The organism is Deltaproteobacteria bacterium (assembly GCA_016208165.1).
GTDB lineage: Bacteria > Desulfobacterota > Desulfarculia > JACQYL01 > JACQYL01 > JACQYL01.
The window spans coordinates 1-16,981 of sequence record JACQYL010000112.1 but is presented as its reverse complement, the minus strand read 5'-3'; the positions used below and the strand labels follow the sequence as shown (position 1 = coordinate 16,981).

Sequence of the window (16,981 nt, the reverse complement as noted above, 5' to 3'; positions counted from 1 at the left end):
CGTATTCACGGAAGGGCGGACCCGTTCGGTCTATCGGATGACGTTCAGTTCCCTGCCCACGCGACCCAATATGTCCAGGGCGCGATCGATCTGGGCGGGCGAGTGTGTGGCCATCAAGCTGATTCTGAGAAGACAGTGGTTGGGCGGAACGGCCGGAGGAATGATGGGATTGACAAAAATACCTTCCGTTTCAAGTCGTTTGAACATGCGCGCGAGCGTGTCCAGATTACCCACGTGGATGGGTATAATGGGCGTTTCCGAGAGACCCGTATCATATCCGAGGGACGTCAGTCCCCGCCTCATTCTTTCCGTGTTTTCCCAGAGCCGCTCGATCCGTTCGGGTTCACGTTTTATGACCTTCAGCGCCGCCAAGGCCGCCGCCGCCGAGGAAGGCGGCATGCTGGCGCTGAAGATAAGCGCCCTCGAGTGATGTTTCAGGTATTCGATGGTCTGTTCATCCGCGGCCACGAAACCGCCCACCGAGGCGAGCGATTTGCTGAGCGTGCCCATGATCAGGTCGACCTTGTCGGTCAGGCCGAAGAACGAGGCCGTGCCGCGGCCAAGCTCGCCCAGGACCCCCAACCCGTGCGCGTCGTCCACCATCACAGCGGCATGCCAGGTATCCGCCAGCTCCAGAAGCCGCGGAAGTCTGACAATGTCCCCTTCCATGCTGAAGACGCCGTCCACAACGATCATTCTGCCCTGATCCTCTTCCATGTGCGAAAGAAGTTCTTCCAGGTGTTCCATATCGTTGTGCATGTACCGGTCTATGGCGGCAGGAGACAGTTTGGCCCCGTCCAGAATGCTCGCGTGGTTATGCCGATCCAGTAGAACATGGTCGCGCCGTCCGAGAATCGCCGCGAGAACCCCCTGGCCCACCTGGAATCCGGTGGTATAGAGCAGTGCGGACTCCTTTCCGACCCAGGCGGCAAGTTCGCTCTCGAGTTCCGTATGTAGATCCAGCGTCCCATTGAGAAACCGGGAACCCGCGCAAGTGGCGCCGTATTTCTCCGTGGCTTTTATCGCCGCTTCTTTGACTTCAGGATGGTTGGCGAGCCCGAGATAGTTGTTGGACCCGAGCATCAAGACATTTCCGCCCTGCTTGAGACGCACTTCCGTGTTCTGCTCCGACGTAATCTCTCTGAAATAAGGGTAAATGCCCAGTTTCTTGGCCTCCAGGGAAACCGAATACGTATCGATTTTGCGGAAAATGGAGTCAGGTCTCGACATGGTTCAGGTTTCTCTCACCACCATGGCGCTTGAACGCGTTTTATTCTGAAGATCGCGGCTGTGTCGAAATTGCAGAAGCGTCATTCCGGACGAGCGCAGCCAGATCCGGAATTCGGATAAATTCCTTGAAGCCGGAGAATTCCGGACCCCTCCCCGGCGCTGGCGGGAGACTTTCTGTGGCGTGCCCTCGATCGACAACGTCATAGGTCTTTCCGGTAGATCCGATAACGCTTGTGCGGTTGGACGCCGATCTCCTGAAAAGCTCGGTTGATATCCTGATTATCCTCGAGGGTCCAGCCCAATTCCACAAACCGGTATTGTTCCTTGGATTCCAATTCGCGCACAACGTGATCCAGCGCCACCAGGGGAAGCCCCAGTTGGCCGTAGGCCTCCTTGACACCGAACATGATGCACCTCAAACCCGTAATCTCGGACCAGTAGAGCTTCTTCTTGAGCAGGGCGGTCAGACCCAGTTTGCCGTTGAAACGCCGCAGCAGGGGATTAATGTCGGGAAGGATCAGGCAGACGCCTACGGGTTCGTCCCGGTCGACGAGGAAAAACGCCAGGTCGGGGTCAAGAACGTGCACCAGGTCTTTCGCCGCCTCTTCCAACTCGGCGTCCGTCAATGGAACGAAGCCCCAGGTGTGCGCCCAATATTCGTTGTAGAGGTTGTTCATAAGGCGCATGTCTCGTTTCACGTTTTTCCGGTCCGCCTTGCGAATCCGGATCCCGCCTTTCTTGGACAGTCGTTCCGCCAAAGGGAACACCCATTCGGGAAAAACGGATTCCCTGGTCAGCAGGAACGAAAACAGGTCTTTCTCCCTTTTGAAACCGCACAGCCTGACCAGGTCCGGGTAGTAGGCAGGGTTGTATGCCATCATCAGGGTGGGCGGCGAATCGAACCCTTCGATCAGAAGGCCGGTTTCGTAGTTGGCCGAAGGATTCAAGGGACCCCTGATGAACTCCATGCCCTGCCCGCGCACCCACTGTTCGGCCGCCGAAAACAGGGACACCGCGGCCTCCGGATCCGAAACGCATTCGAAAAAACCCCAGACGCCCATTTTCTCGTCGTGATATTGATTGTAGTTCCCGTCTACAATGGCTGCAATTCGGCCCATCACCTCGTCTCCCCGCCGGGCCAGGAAAAGCTCCCGGTGCGAGAATTTCCAAAACGGGTGCTTACCCGGAGTAAGCAAACGAGCCACATCGGACCTTATAGGAGGAACCCAGTTGGAGTCATTCCGGTATAGCCGCCAAGGAAACTCGATGAACGCCTTCAAGTCCGACGTGTTTCTTACCGGCTGTAAGTCGATTCCGTGCACGGTCCTCCCTTATCCCGTGGGCTCAAAGAGAAAGCCACTTCAATCCAAGTCCCCTGACCCACATGACGGTCTCCTCAGCCTCGTCCACCGCCCACGCTTCCCAGCGCTGTCCGGTTTCGTCCTCCGATGTCATACGGGCGGAAATCGATATCCTTTCCCCCGAATTGCAGAGCCTTTTGAATCGCATCTCCTCAAAGCCCACGGGCAAGCCTACCAGGGCGTGTTCCGGCCGGGCAACGAAATTATAATAGGCGACCAGATGCTGCAGGGCTTCCAGCAGATACGGCGAGTACATGTAGTTGGTTTCTTCGAAATCAGCCACATCCCGGCTTTTCCGATATACCGTGCTGCCGTGGATAACGCCCGCTCCGGAGCCACGGACCCCCTCGAGTACGCAATACCGGCCCCGAAGCCCGGTGTAGTTCCGATACAAATCCTGAATCCCGCCGGCATGTACAGGCGGGTGGACGAGGTCCTCTTCCTTTACCCAAGGTATGGCGCGCCGGGCAGCCGGGTCTTTCCCGCCTCCCAGAACGACCTCCCCCCTGGTTCTCGTGTACCAATGATCCGTAACCCTTCCGGAAGGCGAGATATCCTGACTCATCAGGGAGACGTCACAGACCGTCTCTCCGTCCTCGAGCCTCGACCTGCGGACCAGGGTTCGCGTCACACAGTCCGTGTCGGGAAGGCACTCGACCATATCCCTGAACTCCACGTTGCGAAGGCTGTGAATGTGCAGGTAAGGGTATAGAAGCTTGGCCGCCTCCAATAGCGTTTCAACGATCATGACGCCGGAGATCAACGGGTGTTTGACGAATTCGAACGGCCTGTGATCCTCGAGCCAGAGGTCCCGGTCCACGTTGAAGTTCCGCTCCGTCTCCAGCTCGCCCTTCTCGAGGTCCAGACGCCGGACGCTGTCAACCAGTGGAAACTTCTCGAAGGGAAAGGCGTTGCCGCCCGAAGACAAACCGAGTCCTTCCATCGGCGGGGTCTGGTTCAGATGGAACCCGCGGGAAATCGACTTAGGCAAAGGCCTGGACCACATCACTTCGGAAGGTCCGCCGGACACGGCGAACATCTCCCTGCAAAACAATTCCATCAGCTCTTTCACGTGCACATATGCGTCAGCCATGCCGCGCAATTTCATCAAGGCCTTGATCTCGGCGTCTCCGGCCATGCCTGCACCGTCGATGGGAGGCAGCAGCAACGTCTTTGTGGCTACCCTCTCGGCCTCGCCCGGTAGGGCTCTCAACAAGGCTCCCATCGCGCGATTCGCGGAGCAGTAATTGGTTTGTCCAATGTTTCCCAAAGCGGCTACAATGGATGAAAGTCCCACCATAAACCGGAGCCCGTGGGATCCGGCCGCATTGTACAGGTTCCATGCGCCCGTCAATTTAACGTCCATCACCCGCAGGAAGTCTTCCCGAGTCATGAATTCCATGAAGGCATCCCGAAGGATCCCCGCGCCGTGGATAATGCCGTCAATTCTGCCGTACCGCCTCACCGCACCTTCCAGAACGCTGCTCACACTCTCTTCCCGGGTCACATCGCAGCAATGGTATTCGACTTCCATCCCTCTGGAACGCAGATCCAGGATCGTTCCACGGATTTCCGCACCGGCCATGATTTCATCTAGCTCGGCATCGAGTCCGCTCTTAGCCGCGTCCGGCCGACGTTCCTTCAGGTAGGTTCGAACCGCGGATTCTATAGGACCCTCCATGGCAAGGAGGGCGTCGTAATCAATCGAAGCATCCGGCCGCGTGCGTCCCAACAGCAGCAATCGGGGGCCGAACGGGGCGAGGGCCCTCGCCAGCCAAGCCGTGATCCCCTTACCTCCGCCCGAGACGACGACCACGTCGCCCCGGTTCAATGTGAAGTCCGGCGCCTCGGACAGGGCGGCGTCCTGCGCCCGGGGTCTCGGCGTAAACAACTCCCGATCGCGGCAAATGACTTGAACTTCGTCCATTCCGGTGTCCAAAGCCAGTCGAACGATGTCCTCGGCCTCCGTTCGCCTGTCCGTTTCTATGCTGCGGAACAGAACAGAACTATATTCCTGACGGGCCGCCAGAAACAGGCCCAGCACTCCCTCGGCGGCCACCGCGGAGGAAGCCCTCGGATCCGTCTTGCGATGCACCAGAGAGCAGAACGCCTTGTGCGGGGAATGAAGCAGACTTTCTACCGTAGTGAAGAATCCGGCCAGGAAAGCCGGAACTTCATGCAGGTCCCCGATTCCAGATGCCTCCCCGTCAAGAACCAACGTCAGACCGGTAAGACCTTCGGTTTGCGCGAGAAACGCGCCGGCGCTCTCAACGCCTCCGGTCGTACGCAAATCAAAGGCGTTCCCACGCTCGGAGGGTCCCCAACAGCTCATAATCACCGGACGGACTTGATATTTTTCCGCTAGGACGCGAGCGAGTTCTTCCGCCAATACCGATGTTCGGCTTGCATTCAACAGAACTACCGCACGGCCCAAACCGATTTCGAGAGCACGACCGGAACCGCGTTTCAGGGGCGCATCTTCGAAAACGAATCGCTGAATCGGGCCGCGCTCGATTTCTACCGCTTCCTCAGGGCGCCGCGTTGCCAGGTTTCGAACAGGAGCCAACGGGGGGTTTTCGGTGTCATCGAGAACTCGGGGCTCGGAGCCGACTCGAACGGCCACCTCCTCGATGCGATCGGCCACCTGCCGCACCGTGTGAACGCCCACAAAGTCTTTCAGGTTAACCGTAATTCCGAAGCGGCGTTCGGCCATGTCCACGATGACCGGAAGACGACTGGAACGGATGGCCAGATCCTCCCGGAGATCCATATCCGGCTCGATCTCGCGCCGCTCGTACCCGGTGGCCTCCATGATGATCCGGATGACCTGTTCCAGGTAATCGGTCGCCTCGGACCCTTCGCCGAAGCCTGGGGACAAATCCTTTTTCCCCGCCGCGGCTGAAGATCGGAGCATCCTCTCCTGCGACACGTTCAACTCGTCGGGTCGGATCCCGTCCTGCAGGTTGCCTGAAGCATAGAGCCTGGCCAGGGCTGTACGGTATGTATGGACTTCCCGATCCGACCGGCAGGTCTCAACGCATACGGCTCCGTCCAATGTGTCCGCGATCAGATCACTCAACGCTCCTCCCGGTCCTACCTCGAGGAAACACCGTATGCCGGCGTCGTTCCAGAGCTTTCTGATATTTTGCATCCAGTGCACGGGACGCTCGACCTGGCTCGCCAGAATGCTCCTGATCTCCTCTGAATCGTCGGGGAAAAAGGTGTTGATCGTATTCGAAATGACCGGAATCCGGGGAGCCTGAAACTCGATGCCGGACAGGAAGTTCTTGAATTCATCCCGTATCGTTTTCAGAGCGGGCGAGTGAAACGCCATGCTCACTTTGAGTCGGGTGCACCTATAGCCGTCCTTTTCCAGCTCGCGCGCCAGTTCGGAAACGGATTCGGTGCTTCCCCCCACCACCACCTGGTTGGGAGAATTGAAATTGGTGAAGAATACCTGTTCGTTGCCGGAGATCTTTTCCTCGAGTACGCGCATCGGGGCGTCCACCGCCATCATTACGCCCGGGTCTTCGATCGAACGGCCTACCCGATCCATCAGCTCGGCCCGTTTGCGGACAATGCGGATACCGTCCTCCCGGGAAAAGACATCCGCCGCGCACAGGGCGCTCAACTCGCCCACGCTGTGCCCGGCCAGGGCCCGGGGACATACTCCAAGGGACAGGAACGATTGAACCATTGCGGTCTCAATGGCAAACAGGGCCGGCTGCTGCCACCGAGTGTCCAGTGTGGTCGCCTCATCCGCGAGAAAAAGTAGCTTCAGCACATCGAACTCGGCGCCCCGGGCGATGCGATCCAGCCATTGCCGGAAAACGGGGATCGACTCGTAGAGTTCCAGGCTCATACTCGCATAGCAACTACCCTGCCCTGGAAAAACGAGCGCCAACGGCAAAGGCGCTGCACTTTCCGAACCCCAGTAGACGCCTTCCCGGGCCGGCCCGCGCCGGGATTCGCCCATCGGGATTCCCCCGGGATCCGTAAGATGCTTTTCAGCCATGACTCGAGCTTCGCGGTCATTCTCCGAAACCACCGCCACGCGGTACCGGTCTCCGTTGATACCGGCGCGGAAAAAGGATACCCCTCCCACGTGCGGGAGCGCTGGTTGGGTTTCCGGGACCGGCTGAGGAGACAACATCGGCGCGGTGAGCGAGATCGCTATAGTTCCGGAGTGGTTCCGGCATTCCTCCAGGTGGACCACGTAGTTGGCCCCTCCAAAACCGAACGCATTGATCTGAGCGCGTCTCGGCCGGTCCGGGTCATGCAGCCAATCCTCCGGCTCCGAGGGCACCCGGAAACCCCATTGTTCGAGTTCCATGGCGGGTTCCGGCGCCTGGTAGTTCAAGGTTGCCGGAATGATCTTATATTGCATGGCTTTTAGGCTGCGGATCAGACTGCCGATACCCGCCGCGCCGAGCGTATGCCCCACCTGAGATTTGAAAGCCGCGAGTGCGGTGGAACGGAGTGGATCATAGAATCGTTTCAGGGCCTTGACCTCTTCGATGTCCCCCTGGATGGTTCCAGTGGCATGGCAGTCCACCAGGCTCACCCGATCCGGTCCATAGGTCGCGTCCCTGAAAGCGGCGCCAATAACCGACTGCTGGCTTTCCGCCAGAGATTCCACCATTCCCCGACTGCTGTTGCCGCCCCCCACCCCGGAAATGTAGCCGTAAATGTGCGCCCCGCGGGCATGGGCCACGGATTCGGCCTCGATCACGATCATGCCCCCGCCTTCTCCCAACACCATCCCGTCCCGGCCGGCGTCAAAGGGGCGGCTGCTCGCTTCCGGAGGGCGCTGTCTGCCGGAAACTCCCGCCAGCGCGCCTATGGCCGCGAACTCGAGAAAATGCACCTGCGTCAGCGATTCTTCGCCGCCTCCCACCACCGCGGCGTCCAGAATCCCGTTTCGGATCATCTGTACGGCGCTGTACAGCGCTGCCAGACTGGTGGCGCAAGCCGCGGAAACAGCGTACGTGGGGCCCATGAAGCCGTACTTCTGGCAGATGAATCCTCCGGCGATGCTGTTGAGTCGTCCGAGAAGCGTAGAATCGTCCACCCGCACAAGATCGCGCTTGATGCGACGCTCGGCGGCCAGGACCTCTTGCGGGGTCATGGAGATGACCTCTTGCAGGCTCGACACGATCCGGCCGGCCGCCGAGCGGATCACGATGTCCGTCAACGTACTGGCCGATTCTCCTGAATTCTGAGAGACGAGCACTCCGATTCGTTCCCGCGGCACATCCGAGCCCGCGATGCCCGAGTCGTCTATGGCATGATGGGCTAGCCATAAGGTCAATTTGGTCGAGTTGGACATGGCCCGAAAATCCTGAGGCGCTATGCCCAGGCTCCTGCGATCGACGGTCAGGTGTTGGAAGGCCCCCACTTTGCAGTAGGTTTTTTCCGGTGATCGAGGATCGGGGTCGTAGTATTGGCTATGGTCCCATCTGGACGCCGGCACCTCTGTGATTCCGCTTTTCATGGACACGGCATTTTGCCAGACTTCATCCGGAGAGGTCCCCAGAGAGTTCACCACGGCCATGCCCGTGATCGCCAATCGTTCGTTGCGGTTCACGCTTCGAGTTCGACTGGGGACCCGTCGGGAAGCCCTCGGCCCGAACGCCGGCATCACCAGTTCCAGACGTCCCTGCGCCAAATCGCGATGCAATTCATCCACGGTGTACGCGCTGTTGATGGCTCCGGCCACCGCGCCGCTCATGAACTGCCCTTCGTTGAGACGGACGTCCTCATTTAGAGAGTTTCCATCGGGACCGCCGATCCCCCGAGCGGCGATCAGCAGACTCCCGGCGGCCAGAGATTCCAGTCGGCGCCGAAAGGATTCCTCGCTCTCCTTACCGGCGAGGAACGCTCTTTCCAATGCACGGATCGCATCTACTTTGGGGGTTTGCAGCGACCGGACGCCCAGCCCCGCGCTTTCTCCTGAAACCACGGTATCACCCGGAAGGGACCGGAGAACCCGATCTTGATAGAGCCCATCTAAAGCGCCGGTGGCCACGATTTCCTTGGTCGCCAGGTAAGCCGTACCGAGCTGGATTCCGTCGGCGCCCAACATGGCGGCCCTGAAGGCCGTCTCCCTGTTGAACATGCCGCCCGCCAGCAGGACGTACCGTCCCGCGAAAAGCTCCGGCCTGCGACGTTTCAGTTCCAGGGCCATCTGCGCCAGCGTCAATGTGGAATACGCGCCCACGTGTCCACCGGCCTCGTTCCCCTCGAGGATCACGTATCGCACACCCGATTCGAGGGCCATGACGAGCAGCCCTTCGTCGGGAGCTATGTAAAACGTCTCGATTCCTTTTTCGCACAACATGCTTGCGATAGACGGCGGACCGGCGCCGACCACGGCGAACGGCGGACGATGTTCTTGTATCCAGGCGAGTTGTTCATCGAGATAGGGATTCTCGGGCAGGGCCACTACGTTCACAGCATAGGGATGCGCGCCCAACACCGATCTGATGCGGCCCAGGTCTTCTCCCAGCTTCCTCCGGTTTCGAAACCCCAACGCCAACGTAGGGAGGCCGCCGGCCTCGGCAACCGTGCGGGCGAACTCGGGTGCGTCGCTGATCCAGGTCATAGCTCCCTGGAGAAACGGGTAAACCGTACCAAGTCGCTTCGCCAGCGGGTGGTCTAGGAAGCAATCACTGAAGTCGGCAGCCTCACGGCATAGACGGCCGGTCTCGGCGATGAAGGCCTCGATGGCTTCACCGCTCTTTCGGCCGAACCGGTCCACGAAGGAACGCGCAAAGGCGGCCTCGCAGCCCAGCGTCACGAGTGCCCGAGGGTCTTCACCGTCTTCCAGCGCGGACCGGATGTGTTCCCTGACGGCATCCAAGAACGCGCGGCCGCGACGATCCGGAGGCATCTCATCGAGGATAGCCGCCACTCGCTTCCGGAGTTCCTTCACGGCCGCCGAGTTGCCTTTGTCCAGCACGCGAAGGCTCACACCCGGATCCATGCTTACCGTTATGATATGATCGTGCCGCAGGTTCGCGATTCGCCTGTGCACCGCCGGGTTCGCTTGCACCTCGTCCGTCAGCCGGTGAAGGCTTTCAAATACGATACCGCGGGCGCCGGTGGTCAAAAAGGCTGCCGCTGCCTCAGGAGTAGCGACGCCCCCCCAGACGATCAGGTCGATCTTGCGTTGATGCTCGTCGATCAATCGCCTTGCCGTCGAGTAAAGGATGCCCGTGGTTTCATTGCCGGCAAAACCGGAGGCTTCCGACCCTTTGAGAGCAATGACGGGCGGCGCCCAATCTCCGCTCGTCAGACGGTCCAGCAGTCGCGGATCCCCAATGATCGGCACGCAGTTGTACCGCCTGTTCAATCGCCGCAATTCGGTTATGAAGGATTCGGGATCCGTATCAGAAAGGGTCGGATGGTACTCGATCCACACCGTTTGGGGATGGGCTTCTTCGAGGAAAGCGCCAAACGTCGCCGCGTCGAGCTGGTCCCGGGAGACTTTGACGTCTCCCGCTCCAATTTCATTCAGGGCCGAAGCCGCAGCACAAGGTTCGGATTGGGATAGATCGAAAACGGCATGGGAGCCCGTTCGACGGGCCATGTTTTGCACGGATTCCGTGATCTCTCGGACACGCCATACGAACCCGAAAACGGGTCTGGAATCGCTGAACACGGACTGATGCTTCTCCTGGAAGGTGTATTGCTCCGGGTGACTTCTTGAATATTACAGATCCGCCAATATCACAGATCCGCCGCTTAAACAACGGCCAAGGAAGACCGGCCCCTTTCGAGCGGTCTATAAGCGATGGGCATCTTCCCAGGCCATTCACTCGAGGAAGGCCTCACAAGGTTCGAGCGCCTGTTGCCCGAGCTTTGAAATGGAGTTGACTTGTGGGTGCACGGAAGGTGATAAACGGAATAATCGATTTTTCCAATCCGCGACGCGCCGCCGCGGATTGGAATGCGGGCTTTTTGTACGAGGAAGTAGATCCTTCAATACGGTCAGCCCTGATTGTTTCCAGGGGCAAAGCCATTTCGCATGAAGAGGCTGAACTTGGTTCTTATCCGTCGGAAACCCTTTTCAGCCCATTCCCCCTTTGCGTAAGTCGGACCGGCTGAAACCATGCTTCGCTTGTCAAGATTGCGGGATATCATCCGCATCGGCATTCGCCAAATATGTCGCCGTCGCAGGCGATACCTAGGACCGGCCTCCGCCATCCTGCTGGGCACCGCCGGCCTCATCGTGGTCATGACCATGAGGGGTGACGTAAGGGAAAAAGCCAACCAGAACCTGGACCTTCTAGGCGGCGCCACCATCCTGCAGGTGTACTATGAAGACAGACCGCTGCAGGAACCCTGGACCGCGAAACAGCGCTTTTTCTTGTGGGACGCGATATGGGCGATCGAACGCGTGCCCGGTGTGAACATTGTAAGCGCCGTCGCGTTCAAGTCCGAACCGGCGTCGGTTGTTTGGGGCGAGCGTCAAATTCGTGTTCCCCTTGTGGCCGTGGATCACTATTTCTGGCAACTGCAGAACTTCACACCGGTGGACGGCGGGTTCTTCGGGAAAAGCGCCATTGATAACGGTGACCGAGTGTGTGTGATCGGCGCGGAACTGGCTCGCTTGATCTTCGATACCGAAACCGTAGCCGGAAGACACTTGACGATCGACGGCGAGTTATATCAGATTTCCGGAGTACTGGACGGTTTTCGAGTTGGCCCTGGAACGCGCTATGTGTTCGCACCCATGACCACCGCACTGAGCCGATCGCCCCGCATGTCGCTTCCGGTCCGCCTCCTTGTGCGCTGTGATAACTGGGATGAAGTGGATTCCGTGGCCGCGGCGATACCCAGGGCCCTTGGAGAATACATGTACACGGACGGGCTTCGGGTGGATGGTTTTTGGGGAAACCTGGATCGCGTAAAGATGGTGGCTTTCTGGCTCGAGCTTTTTGCCAATGTGTCCGCCATTGCCACTCTTGTTCTTGGCGGAATCGGCATATGGAATATTCAAATGGCCGCCGTCCGCACCCGAACCAGAGAGATCGGAGTCAAGAAGGCCGTGGGTGCGGAGGATCGGGATATATGGATTCAGTTTCTGTCGGAATCCTTATTCCTGTGCCTGGCTTCGGCGCTCGTGGGAATCGCTTTAGGCGCGGCATCCATGGAAATCATCAGCCTTCTGTTGAAGAGCCGTCCGCCGCTGGACCTTTTCCTTCGAAGCGTGGGCTGGAGCCTGTCCTTTGCCTTGGTGGTAGGAGTGGTCGCGGGATTCTACCCGGCTCTTAGGGCCGCCAAGATGGAAGTGGCATCGGCATTGCGGTATGAATGACCTTTTTGAAAGGCAAGAACACGAAACGGTGTTGGTCGATGTGGCGGGCTTGACCAAAGACTTTCACACGGGTGTGGAGGCGGTCAGGGCGCTTCGCGGAGTGGACCTGAGGGTCCGCCAGAATGAGATGGTGGCTGTCATGGGGCCTTCGGGAAGCGGCAAATCGACGCTGCTGTTCATATTGGGGCTTCTCCTGTACCCAACGACGGGTTCTTACAGAATGATGGGACGGGATATGCTGTCCCTGACCCGCTCCGACCAGGCCGGATTTCGGCGCAGGTACTTGGGCTTCGTCTTTCAGGGGTCCGATCTGGTGGAGACCTGTAATGTGTACGAAAATCTGGAGCTTCCGCTTATCTATGCGGAAGTGCCCGCCCACCAACGACCTTCGAGGATTTCTCAAGCGCTCGAGCGGGTCGAGCTGCTCCACCGCATGCATCATCCGGCCAACCTGCTCTCAGGCGGTGAACGCCAACGGGTCGCCGTTGCGCGAGCGCTTGTCAACGAACCCCGTCTGATCCTGGCGGACGAGCCCACCGGGCAGCTCGATCAGAGCAACGGCCGGCATGTTATGGATTACCTGGAGCAAATCGCCGGCGACGGGAAATCAGCGGTGATTGTCGTAACCCATGATCCCGCGATCACTCATCGCTGCCACCGGATCTGCCGACTCGAAGACGGAGTCTTGTATGAAAGCTAAAGGCCGCCTGTTTTGGGTCTGTTTGCTCGTCCTGAGCGCCGTGGCGCTGGGTTACTTTATGTATGACATGCTTCCCAAAGAAGCGGCTGAGACGAAAACGAACAGCCGCGCCATGTCACTCCCCCTTCAGGAGAAACCGGATTATCGCAGGCTCGTGCCCCGGAAAGCCCGCACCGCGGATATGGTGTTTATCGGTAAGACCGTGTGTTCTCTAAGACATTCCGTGGCTCTGCCCGTGCAGGGAGCCATAACGTCGCTAAACGTTCAGGCCGGACAGTCCGTGCTGAAAGGAGACGCACTGGCTGCTTATCGGCCGGCGCCCGAATCCCGTTACCAAGGCTTAGGCGCCCCCGACATTAAGGCCTTGGAGTTGTTGCTGAATGGGCTGAATCGACAATTGACCGATTTGAAAAATCGGGTTCGGGAGCCGGGAGAACGAAGAAACCTACCCACTTCCGCGGTCAAGCAGTTGGATGATACCGAGAAACAGTTGCGTATACTGACCGACCAGGTGAAACTTCTCGTGAAGCGGTTGGATTACGAGGGTTCCCGTGATGCACCCGAACCCGCAGAGACCGCGATAACATCTCCCATTGACGGCCACGTGTTGTGGGTGCACCCGGAGATACGACCGGGAGTCCGATGGACGGCCGAGGATCCGATTTTCGTCGTTGGGGTTATGGATCCCATGCTGGTGCGATCACACGTGTACGAAGAGGAGGCACTCCGGTTGGCTTTGGAAGACCGGGTCACGTTGCAGCCCGAATCTCTCAATCCCAAGCGGCTTGAAGCTCGGATAAGCCGCATCTCATGGACGCCGTTATCCATGGATCCGGTGCAACCTTCCTACTATGAAGTGGAGTTTACCGCCGCCAATCCGAACCTGATGCTCCGGGAGGGCATGAGGGTGATCATTCATCTGCACAAGCCGCTGAATCCGCCGTCGCCGGGCGCGGACGAGGAGGAAACGGCCAAACCTCCTGCAAGTTCATGACGTTCCCAAGAGGATAGGCGGTCGGATGCCGATCGAACGGCGTGAAACCACGGGTTGCATGGGTTTCTTGCAGTGAACGTCCGGTCTTCCTACTGCCGTTGCCGCTCCCTGCATTGAATTTTCCCAATTGACAAACGAGACTATCTCTCGTAGTTAAGGCATTTAACGGGTTGATGTGGATAATACAAAGCAACAGACCTAATCGAAGATCGCATCTTACATAACCTGACCTGAATGCTGAGGAGCGTGTAACATGAGGAGCGCCGTCTTCGGATTGGCCCTATTGATGGTCACGCCGGTCTCTTCTCACGCAAGTCAGCTCGTCAAACCGCCCCTCGCCGACAACGCCGTAGTGAGCGGCCCCCTTTTTAACTGCCTGCCAGGCCACGCCTTTTATTTGCGCACGGATTCCTCGGGATGCCAACGAGAAGGTTACCCGAGCGAGAAGGATGGCGCACGTTTTGATTTCGAACGATGTAACGCTACGCATGGCCGAGGATCGCTGCATTCTGATCCGGCAAGAGGTTTGATTCACGAAAAGAACATCCGGCGGCTTCCGTTCGGACGAGGTGTACGATATTCAGCATAAACGCTTCTGTTGGAAACCCGAGGGGAACCTGATTTCAGAGGACATGTTAACCTGAAACCATTGGGGGGAGACAATGAAGACCACAATTCTTGGTGTGGCGCTGGCAGTCCTGCTTATGGGCATGGCGAACGCGAACGGTCCGATAGCGCCGGACCTCGTCAATAATGCGGTGGTGAGCATGCCCATGTTTACTTGCGAACCGGGCCACGCTTTCTATTTGAGAACACTGACGCAGTGCGAGGATCCGACGGAAACATATCCGTACACGGAGGATGTGTGCACCGATTGGCCCTCTCAAAACCCTCAGACGAGCGGCCAGGATTATGAGGGTAACCAAGTCGGGGGTGTTGGCGGAACGAATTGGCCGGCGGGATCTCCCGAGGCCACATATCCCATTCGTCCATATCCGCTGGCCACGGATGGGCCCGGTTTCGAGGATCGCCCGTGTGTGGATTCCGTCATGTTTGCCGCCAATACGGGACCGAATCCGTACCAGGGAAGAAGTTTCAGTTACTTTGTGTATGACATGCAGGGTCATGAGGGATGTCAGGTTCAATCGGCCACTCTGAAATTCAAGGTCTCGCCGTGGTACTCAGGGTCGGCTCAGCCCGGCAACTCGACGACGGTCCACTTCGGGGTATACGATATGAACGATGCGTGTGAAAACATGGCGAACGACGGGAAAAGAACCTGTTTCGGATCGCTCATCGGAGACCCGATTGTTATGACGTTCCCTCACTCCCTAACCGATTATGCCCACTATGAAAGGGATGTCACCCAGGCCGTGCAGACGGACCTCAATCAGCAGAATTTCACCGGTTACGTGGGATTCATGATCGGAAGCGAAAGTTTCGGGGCGAATAACGTTGACGCTGAACCCGGGGCGAGAGGTATCGGGATGACCGAATTCGTGCTCGAGGTCACCTTGGGGGAATGCAACGGAGGGCCAACGCCGGGCCCGACAAGGGACAGCGGGCATAGCTCCATTAATACCATCACGAACTGGGGAGCCGTGGTTTTCCTGCTTTGCCTGATGGCTCTTTCCGTATGGAAATTGAGAAAGAGAAATACGGGCGTTCGGCGGAGCGACTCCTGATCCGCCAAAAGGCGAACTCCAGGGTGTCAAGCACGACCGTACACCCTGGACGAGCAACCGGGCACGGGTTTTAGGAGCCCGCAACCGATGTGTTCATCCTTCCGTAAGAGAGGGTGTCTCCATTGAAGTGATTGTCCGGACAAGCGCGCCGAGAGGCGGATTCCGGAACAATTCAATAAATCCAAAGGAGTCTGAATCCCAGCGCGATATCGGCGGAAGATGTCAAATCATGAAACGCCCCCCTGAAGCCGGCACTCACCACTTCCCGGTGGATCGACGTCATGGCGCGCCTCCAGGCTCTCGGAATCGCCTATATCGGAATCACGGGCGGCGAACCGCTGCTGAGGAAGGATGTGGGAGAGATCATTCGGTCCGTGGACGATCGAAGCATCGTCATACTCTCCACCAACGGAAAAGCGCTGTCTCGCAAGCGGGCCCTCGCCCTGAAACAAGCGGGGCTGTTCAGCCTGGCGGTGAGTTTGGACAGCGCCGATCCGGACACGCACAACCGGTCGAGGGGTGACCGGGATGCCTTCGAGTCGGCCTTGGAAGCCATCCGAATCTCGGCCCAAGCCGGATTGTACACCATGGTGCACGCGGTCGTGCTAAAGAAGGAACTGTCGAGAGAGCACCTGTTCAAACTGTTCAAACTGGTGAAACGGGAAGGCGCCCACGAGGTTCGAATTCACGAGCCCGTTCCATGCGGGGGGGTGCTGCATGCCGGAAACGGAGACGGCGTTTTTTACTCGGAGCAGGATCACCGGCGACTTTTCCGGATTCAGTTTGCGGCCAATCGCAAGTTGACACGGTTTCCAAAGGTCAGTTCCCTCCCGTATACCGAACATCCAACCAAATTCGGTTGCTGCGCCGGCGTGCTCCACTCCTACATCACATCGTCCGGTGACTTCTGTCCCTGCGACTTTGTACCCGTTTCGTTTGGGAACGTGTTGAAAGAAAATGTAACCGATTTGTACGATCGTATGAACCATGCGATGGGAGTTCCGAGGAAAGGCTGCTGGGGCATACGCATTGCGCCGAGCCTCCGGGGGAAAGAGCTCCCACTGGATCCAAGCGAGACATTGGGTCTATGCCGTTCGGAGGCGACTCGAGAGTACCCCCGGTTCTTCAAGGACCTGCAGACCTCACGCAACGGCGAGCACAAACTCCCTCATGTGAAAGAAGAGCGGCAGGAACTCGAATACATGGTTTGCCCCGAATGCTCCTCCAGCCTCTCAACAACGCCGGGAAATCGTTCCGAATGACGTCCGAATCGTCCAAACTTGCCCGAGGCCGTGAATTCACCAGGAGGACAGAGCCCGAACGCGTCGCCATAACGCCCTGCAACACCTATGAAAGGGAGCAGGTAGCCTCCGCCGTCGACCAGGCCGTCGGTTTGTTGGGAGGATGGGAGCGTCTCGTCCCTGTCGATGAGGAAATCTATATCAAGCCCAATCTCGCGGGGCCATTCGCTCCGGAAAGAGCCGTGACCACCCATCCGATGGTGGTTGAAACGGTCGCGAGGACGCTCCGTTCGAAGGGAGCCGATATCATTATCGGCGACGGCCCTGCGGGGGTTCCCAGCACAACGTATCTGAAACTGGTCTATAAACGCACCGGAATGACATCACTGGGAAACCGACTGAATATACCCATCGACTACGATACGACCCCCGAAGAAATAACGATTCA

9 protein-coding genes are annotated in these 16,981 nt (G+C 58.4%); 6 read left to right on the top strand and 3 right to left on the bottom strand.

All coding sequences use genetic code 11. From position 1 onward, the window contains the following. Window positions 1-30: 30 nt before the first annotated feature. The 3 genes from HY788_19975 to HY788_19965 all read right to left on the bottom strand — a co-directional run bounded on the left by HY788_19975 (window position 31) and on the right by HY788_19965 (window position 10,254). Entirely contained in the window at window positions 31-1,230 is a 1,200-nt protein-coding gene (locus tag HY788_19975) for an aminotransferase class I/II-fold pyridoxal phosphate-dependent enzyme (GenBank protein MBI4776420.1), read from the bottom strand. A 200-nt stretch (window positions 1,231-1,430) separates the two neighbouring features. Further along, the gene (locus HY788_19970) at window positions 1,431-2,552 is read right to left on the bottom strand and encodes an acyl-CoA N-acyltransferase (GenBank protein MBI4776419.1); all 1,122 of its coding nucleotides are present in this window, start codon (window positions 2,550-2,552) and stop codon (window positions 1,431-1,433) included. 22 nt (window positions 2,553-2,574) lie between these two features. After that, window positions 2,575-10,254 carry an SDR family NAD(P)-dependent oxidoreductase gene (locus HY788_19965; GenBank protein ID MBI4776418.1) on the bottom strand — a complete coding sequence of 2,560 codons (7,680 nt, stop codon included), beginning with the start codon at window positions 10,252-10,254 and terminating at the stop codon, window positions 2,575-2,577. Window positions 10,255-10,704: 450 nt separating this feature from the next. Here HY788_19965 and HY788_19960 point away from each other — a divergent pair, with 450 nt between their 5' ends. The 6 genes from HY788_19960 to HY788_19935 all read left to right on the top strand — a co-directional run. Beyond that, entirely contained in the window at window positions 10,705-11,913 is a 1,209-nt protein-coding gene (locus tag HY788_19960) for an ABC transporter permease (GenBank protein ID MBI4776417.1), read from the top strand. After that, on the top strand, window positions 11,906-12,613 hold the full coding sequence (locus HY788_19955) for an ABC transporter ATP-binding protein (GenBank protein ID MBI4776416.1): 708 nt from the start codon (window positions 11,906-11,908) through the stop codon (window positions 12,611-12,613). Before HY788_19960 ends, HY788_19955 begins: the two co-directional genes overlap by 8 nt. After that, window positions 12,603-13,607: an efflux RND transporter periplasmic adaptor subunit gene (locus tag HY788_19950; protein MBI4776415.1), complete on the top strand. Its 1,005-nt coding sequence runs from the start codon at window positions 12,603-12,605 to the stop codon at window positions 13,605-13,607. Before HY788_19955 ends, HY788_19950 begins: the two co-directional genes overlap by 11 nt. A gap of 662 nt (window positions 13,608-14,269) precedes the next feature. Further along, the gene (locus HY788_19945) at window positions 14,270-15,292 is read left to right on the top strand and encodes a hypothetical protein (protein ID MBI4776414.1); all 1,023 of its coding nucleotides are present in this window, start codon (window positions 14,270-14,272) and stop codon (window positions 15,290-15,292) included. Between the two features lie 281 nt (window positions 15,293-15,573). Then, on the top strand, window positions 15,574-16,554 hold the full coding sequence (locus tag HY788_19940; protein MBI4776413.1) for a radical SAM protein: 981 nt from the start codon (window positions 15,574-15,576) through the stop codon (window positions 16,552-16,554). Continuing rightward, a partial coding sequence (locus HY788_19935; protein ID MBI4776412.1) for a DUF362 domain-containing protein occupies window positions 16,551-16,981 on the top strand: 431 nt, incomplete at its 3' end. The genes HY788_19940 and HY788_19935, both read left to right, overlap by 4 nt.

Excerpts from the sequence above, each read along its gene's own strand:
- HY788_19975 (MBI4776420.1), bottom strand. The coding sequence starts at position 1,230 with ATGTCGAGACCTGACTCCATTTTCCGCAAAATCGATACGTATTCGGTT.
- HY788_19955 (MBI4776416.1), top strand. The coding sequence starts at position 11,906 with ATGAATGACCTTTTTGAAAGGCAAGAACACGAAACGGTGTTGGTCGAT.
- HY788_19940 (MBI4776413.1), top strand. The coding sequence starts at position 15,574 with ATGGCGCGCCTCCAGGCTCTCGGAATCGCCTATATCGGAATCACGGGC.
- HY788_19950 (MBI4776415.1), top strand. The coding sequence starts at position 12,603 with ATGAAAGCTAAAGGCCGCCTGTTTTGGGTCTGTTTGCTCGTCCTGAGC.
- HY788_19945 (MBI4776414.1), top strand. The coding sequence starts at position 14,270 with ATGAAGACCACAATTCTTGGTGTGGCGCTGGCAGTCCTGCTTATGGGC.
- HY788_19960 (MBI4776417.1), top strand. The coding sequence starts at position 10,705 with ATGCTTCGCTTGTCAAGATTGCGGGATATCATCCGCATCGGCATTCGC.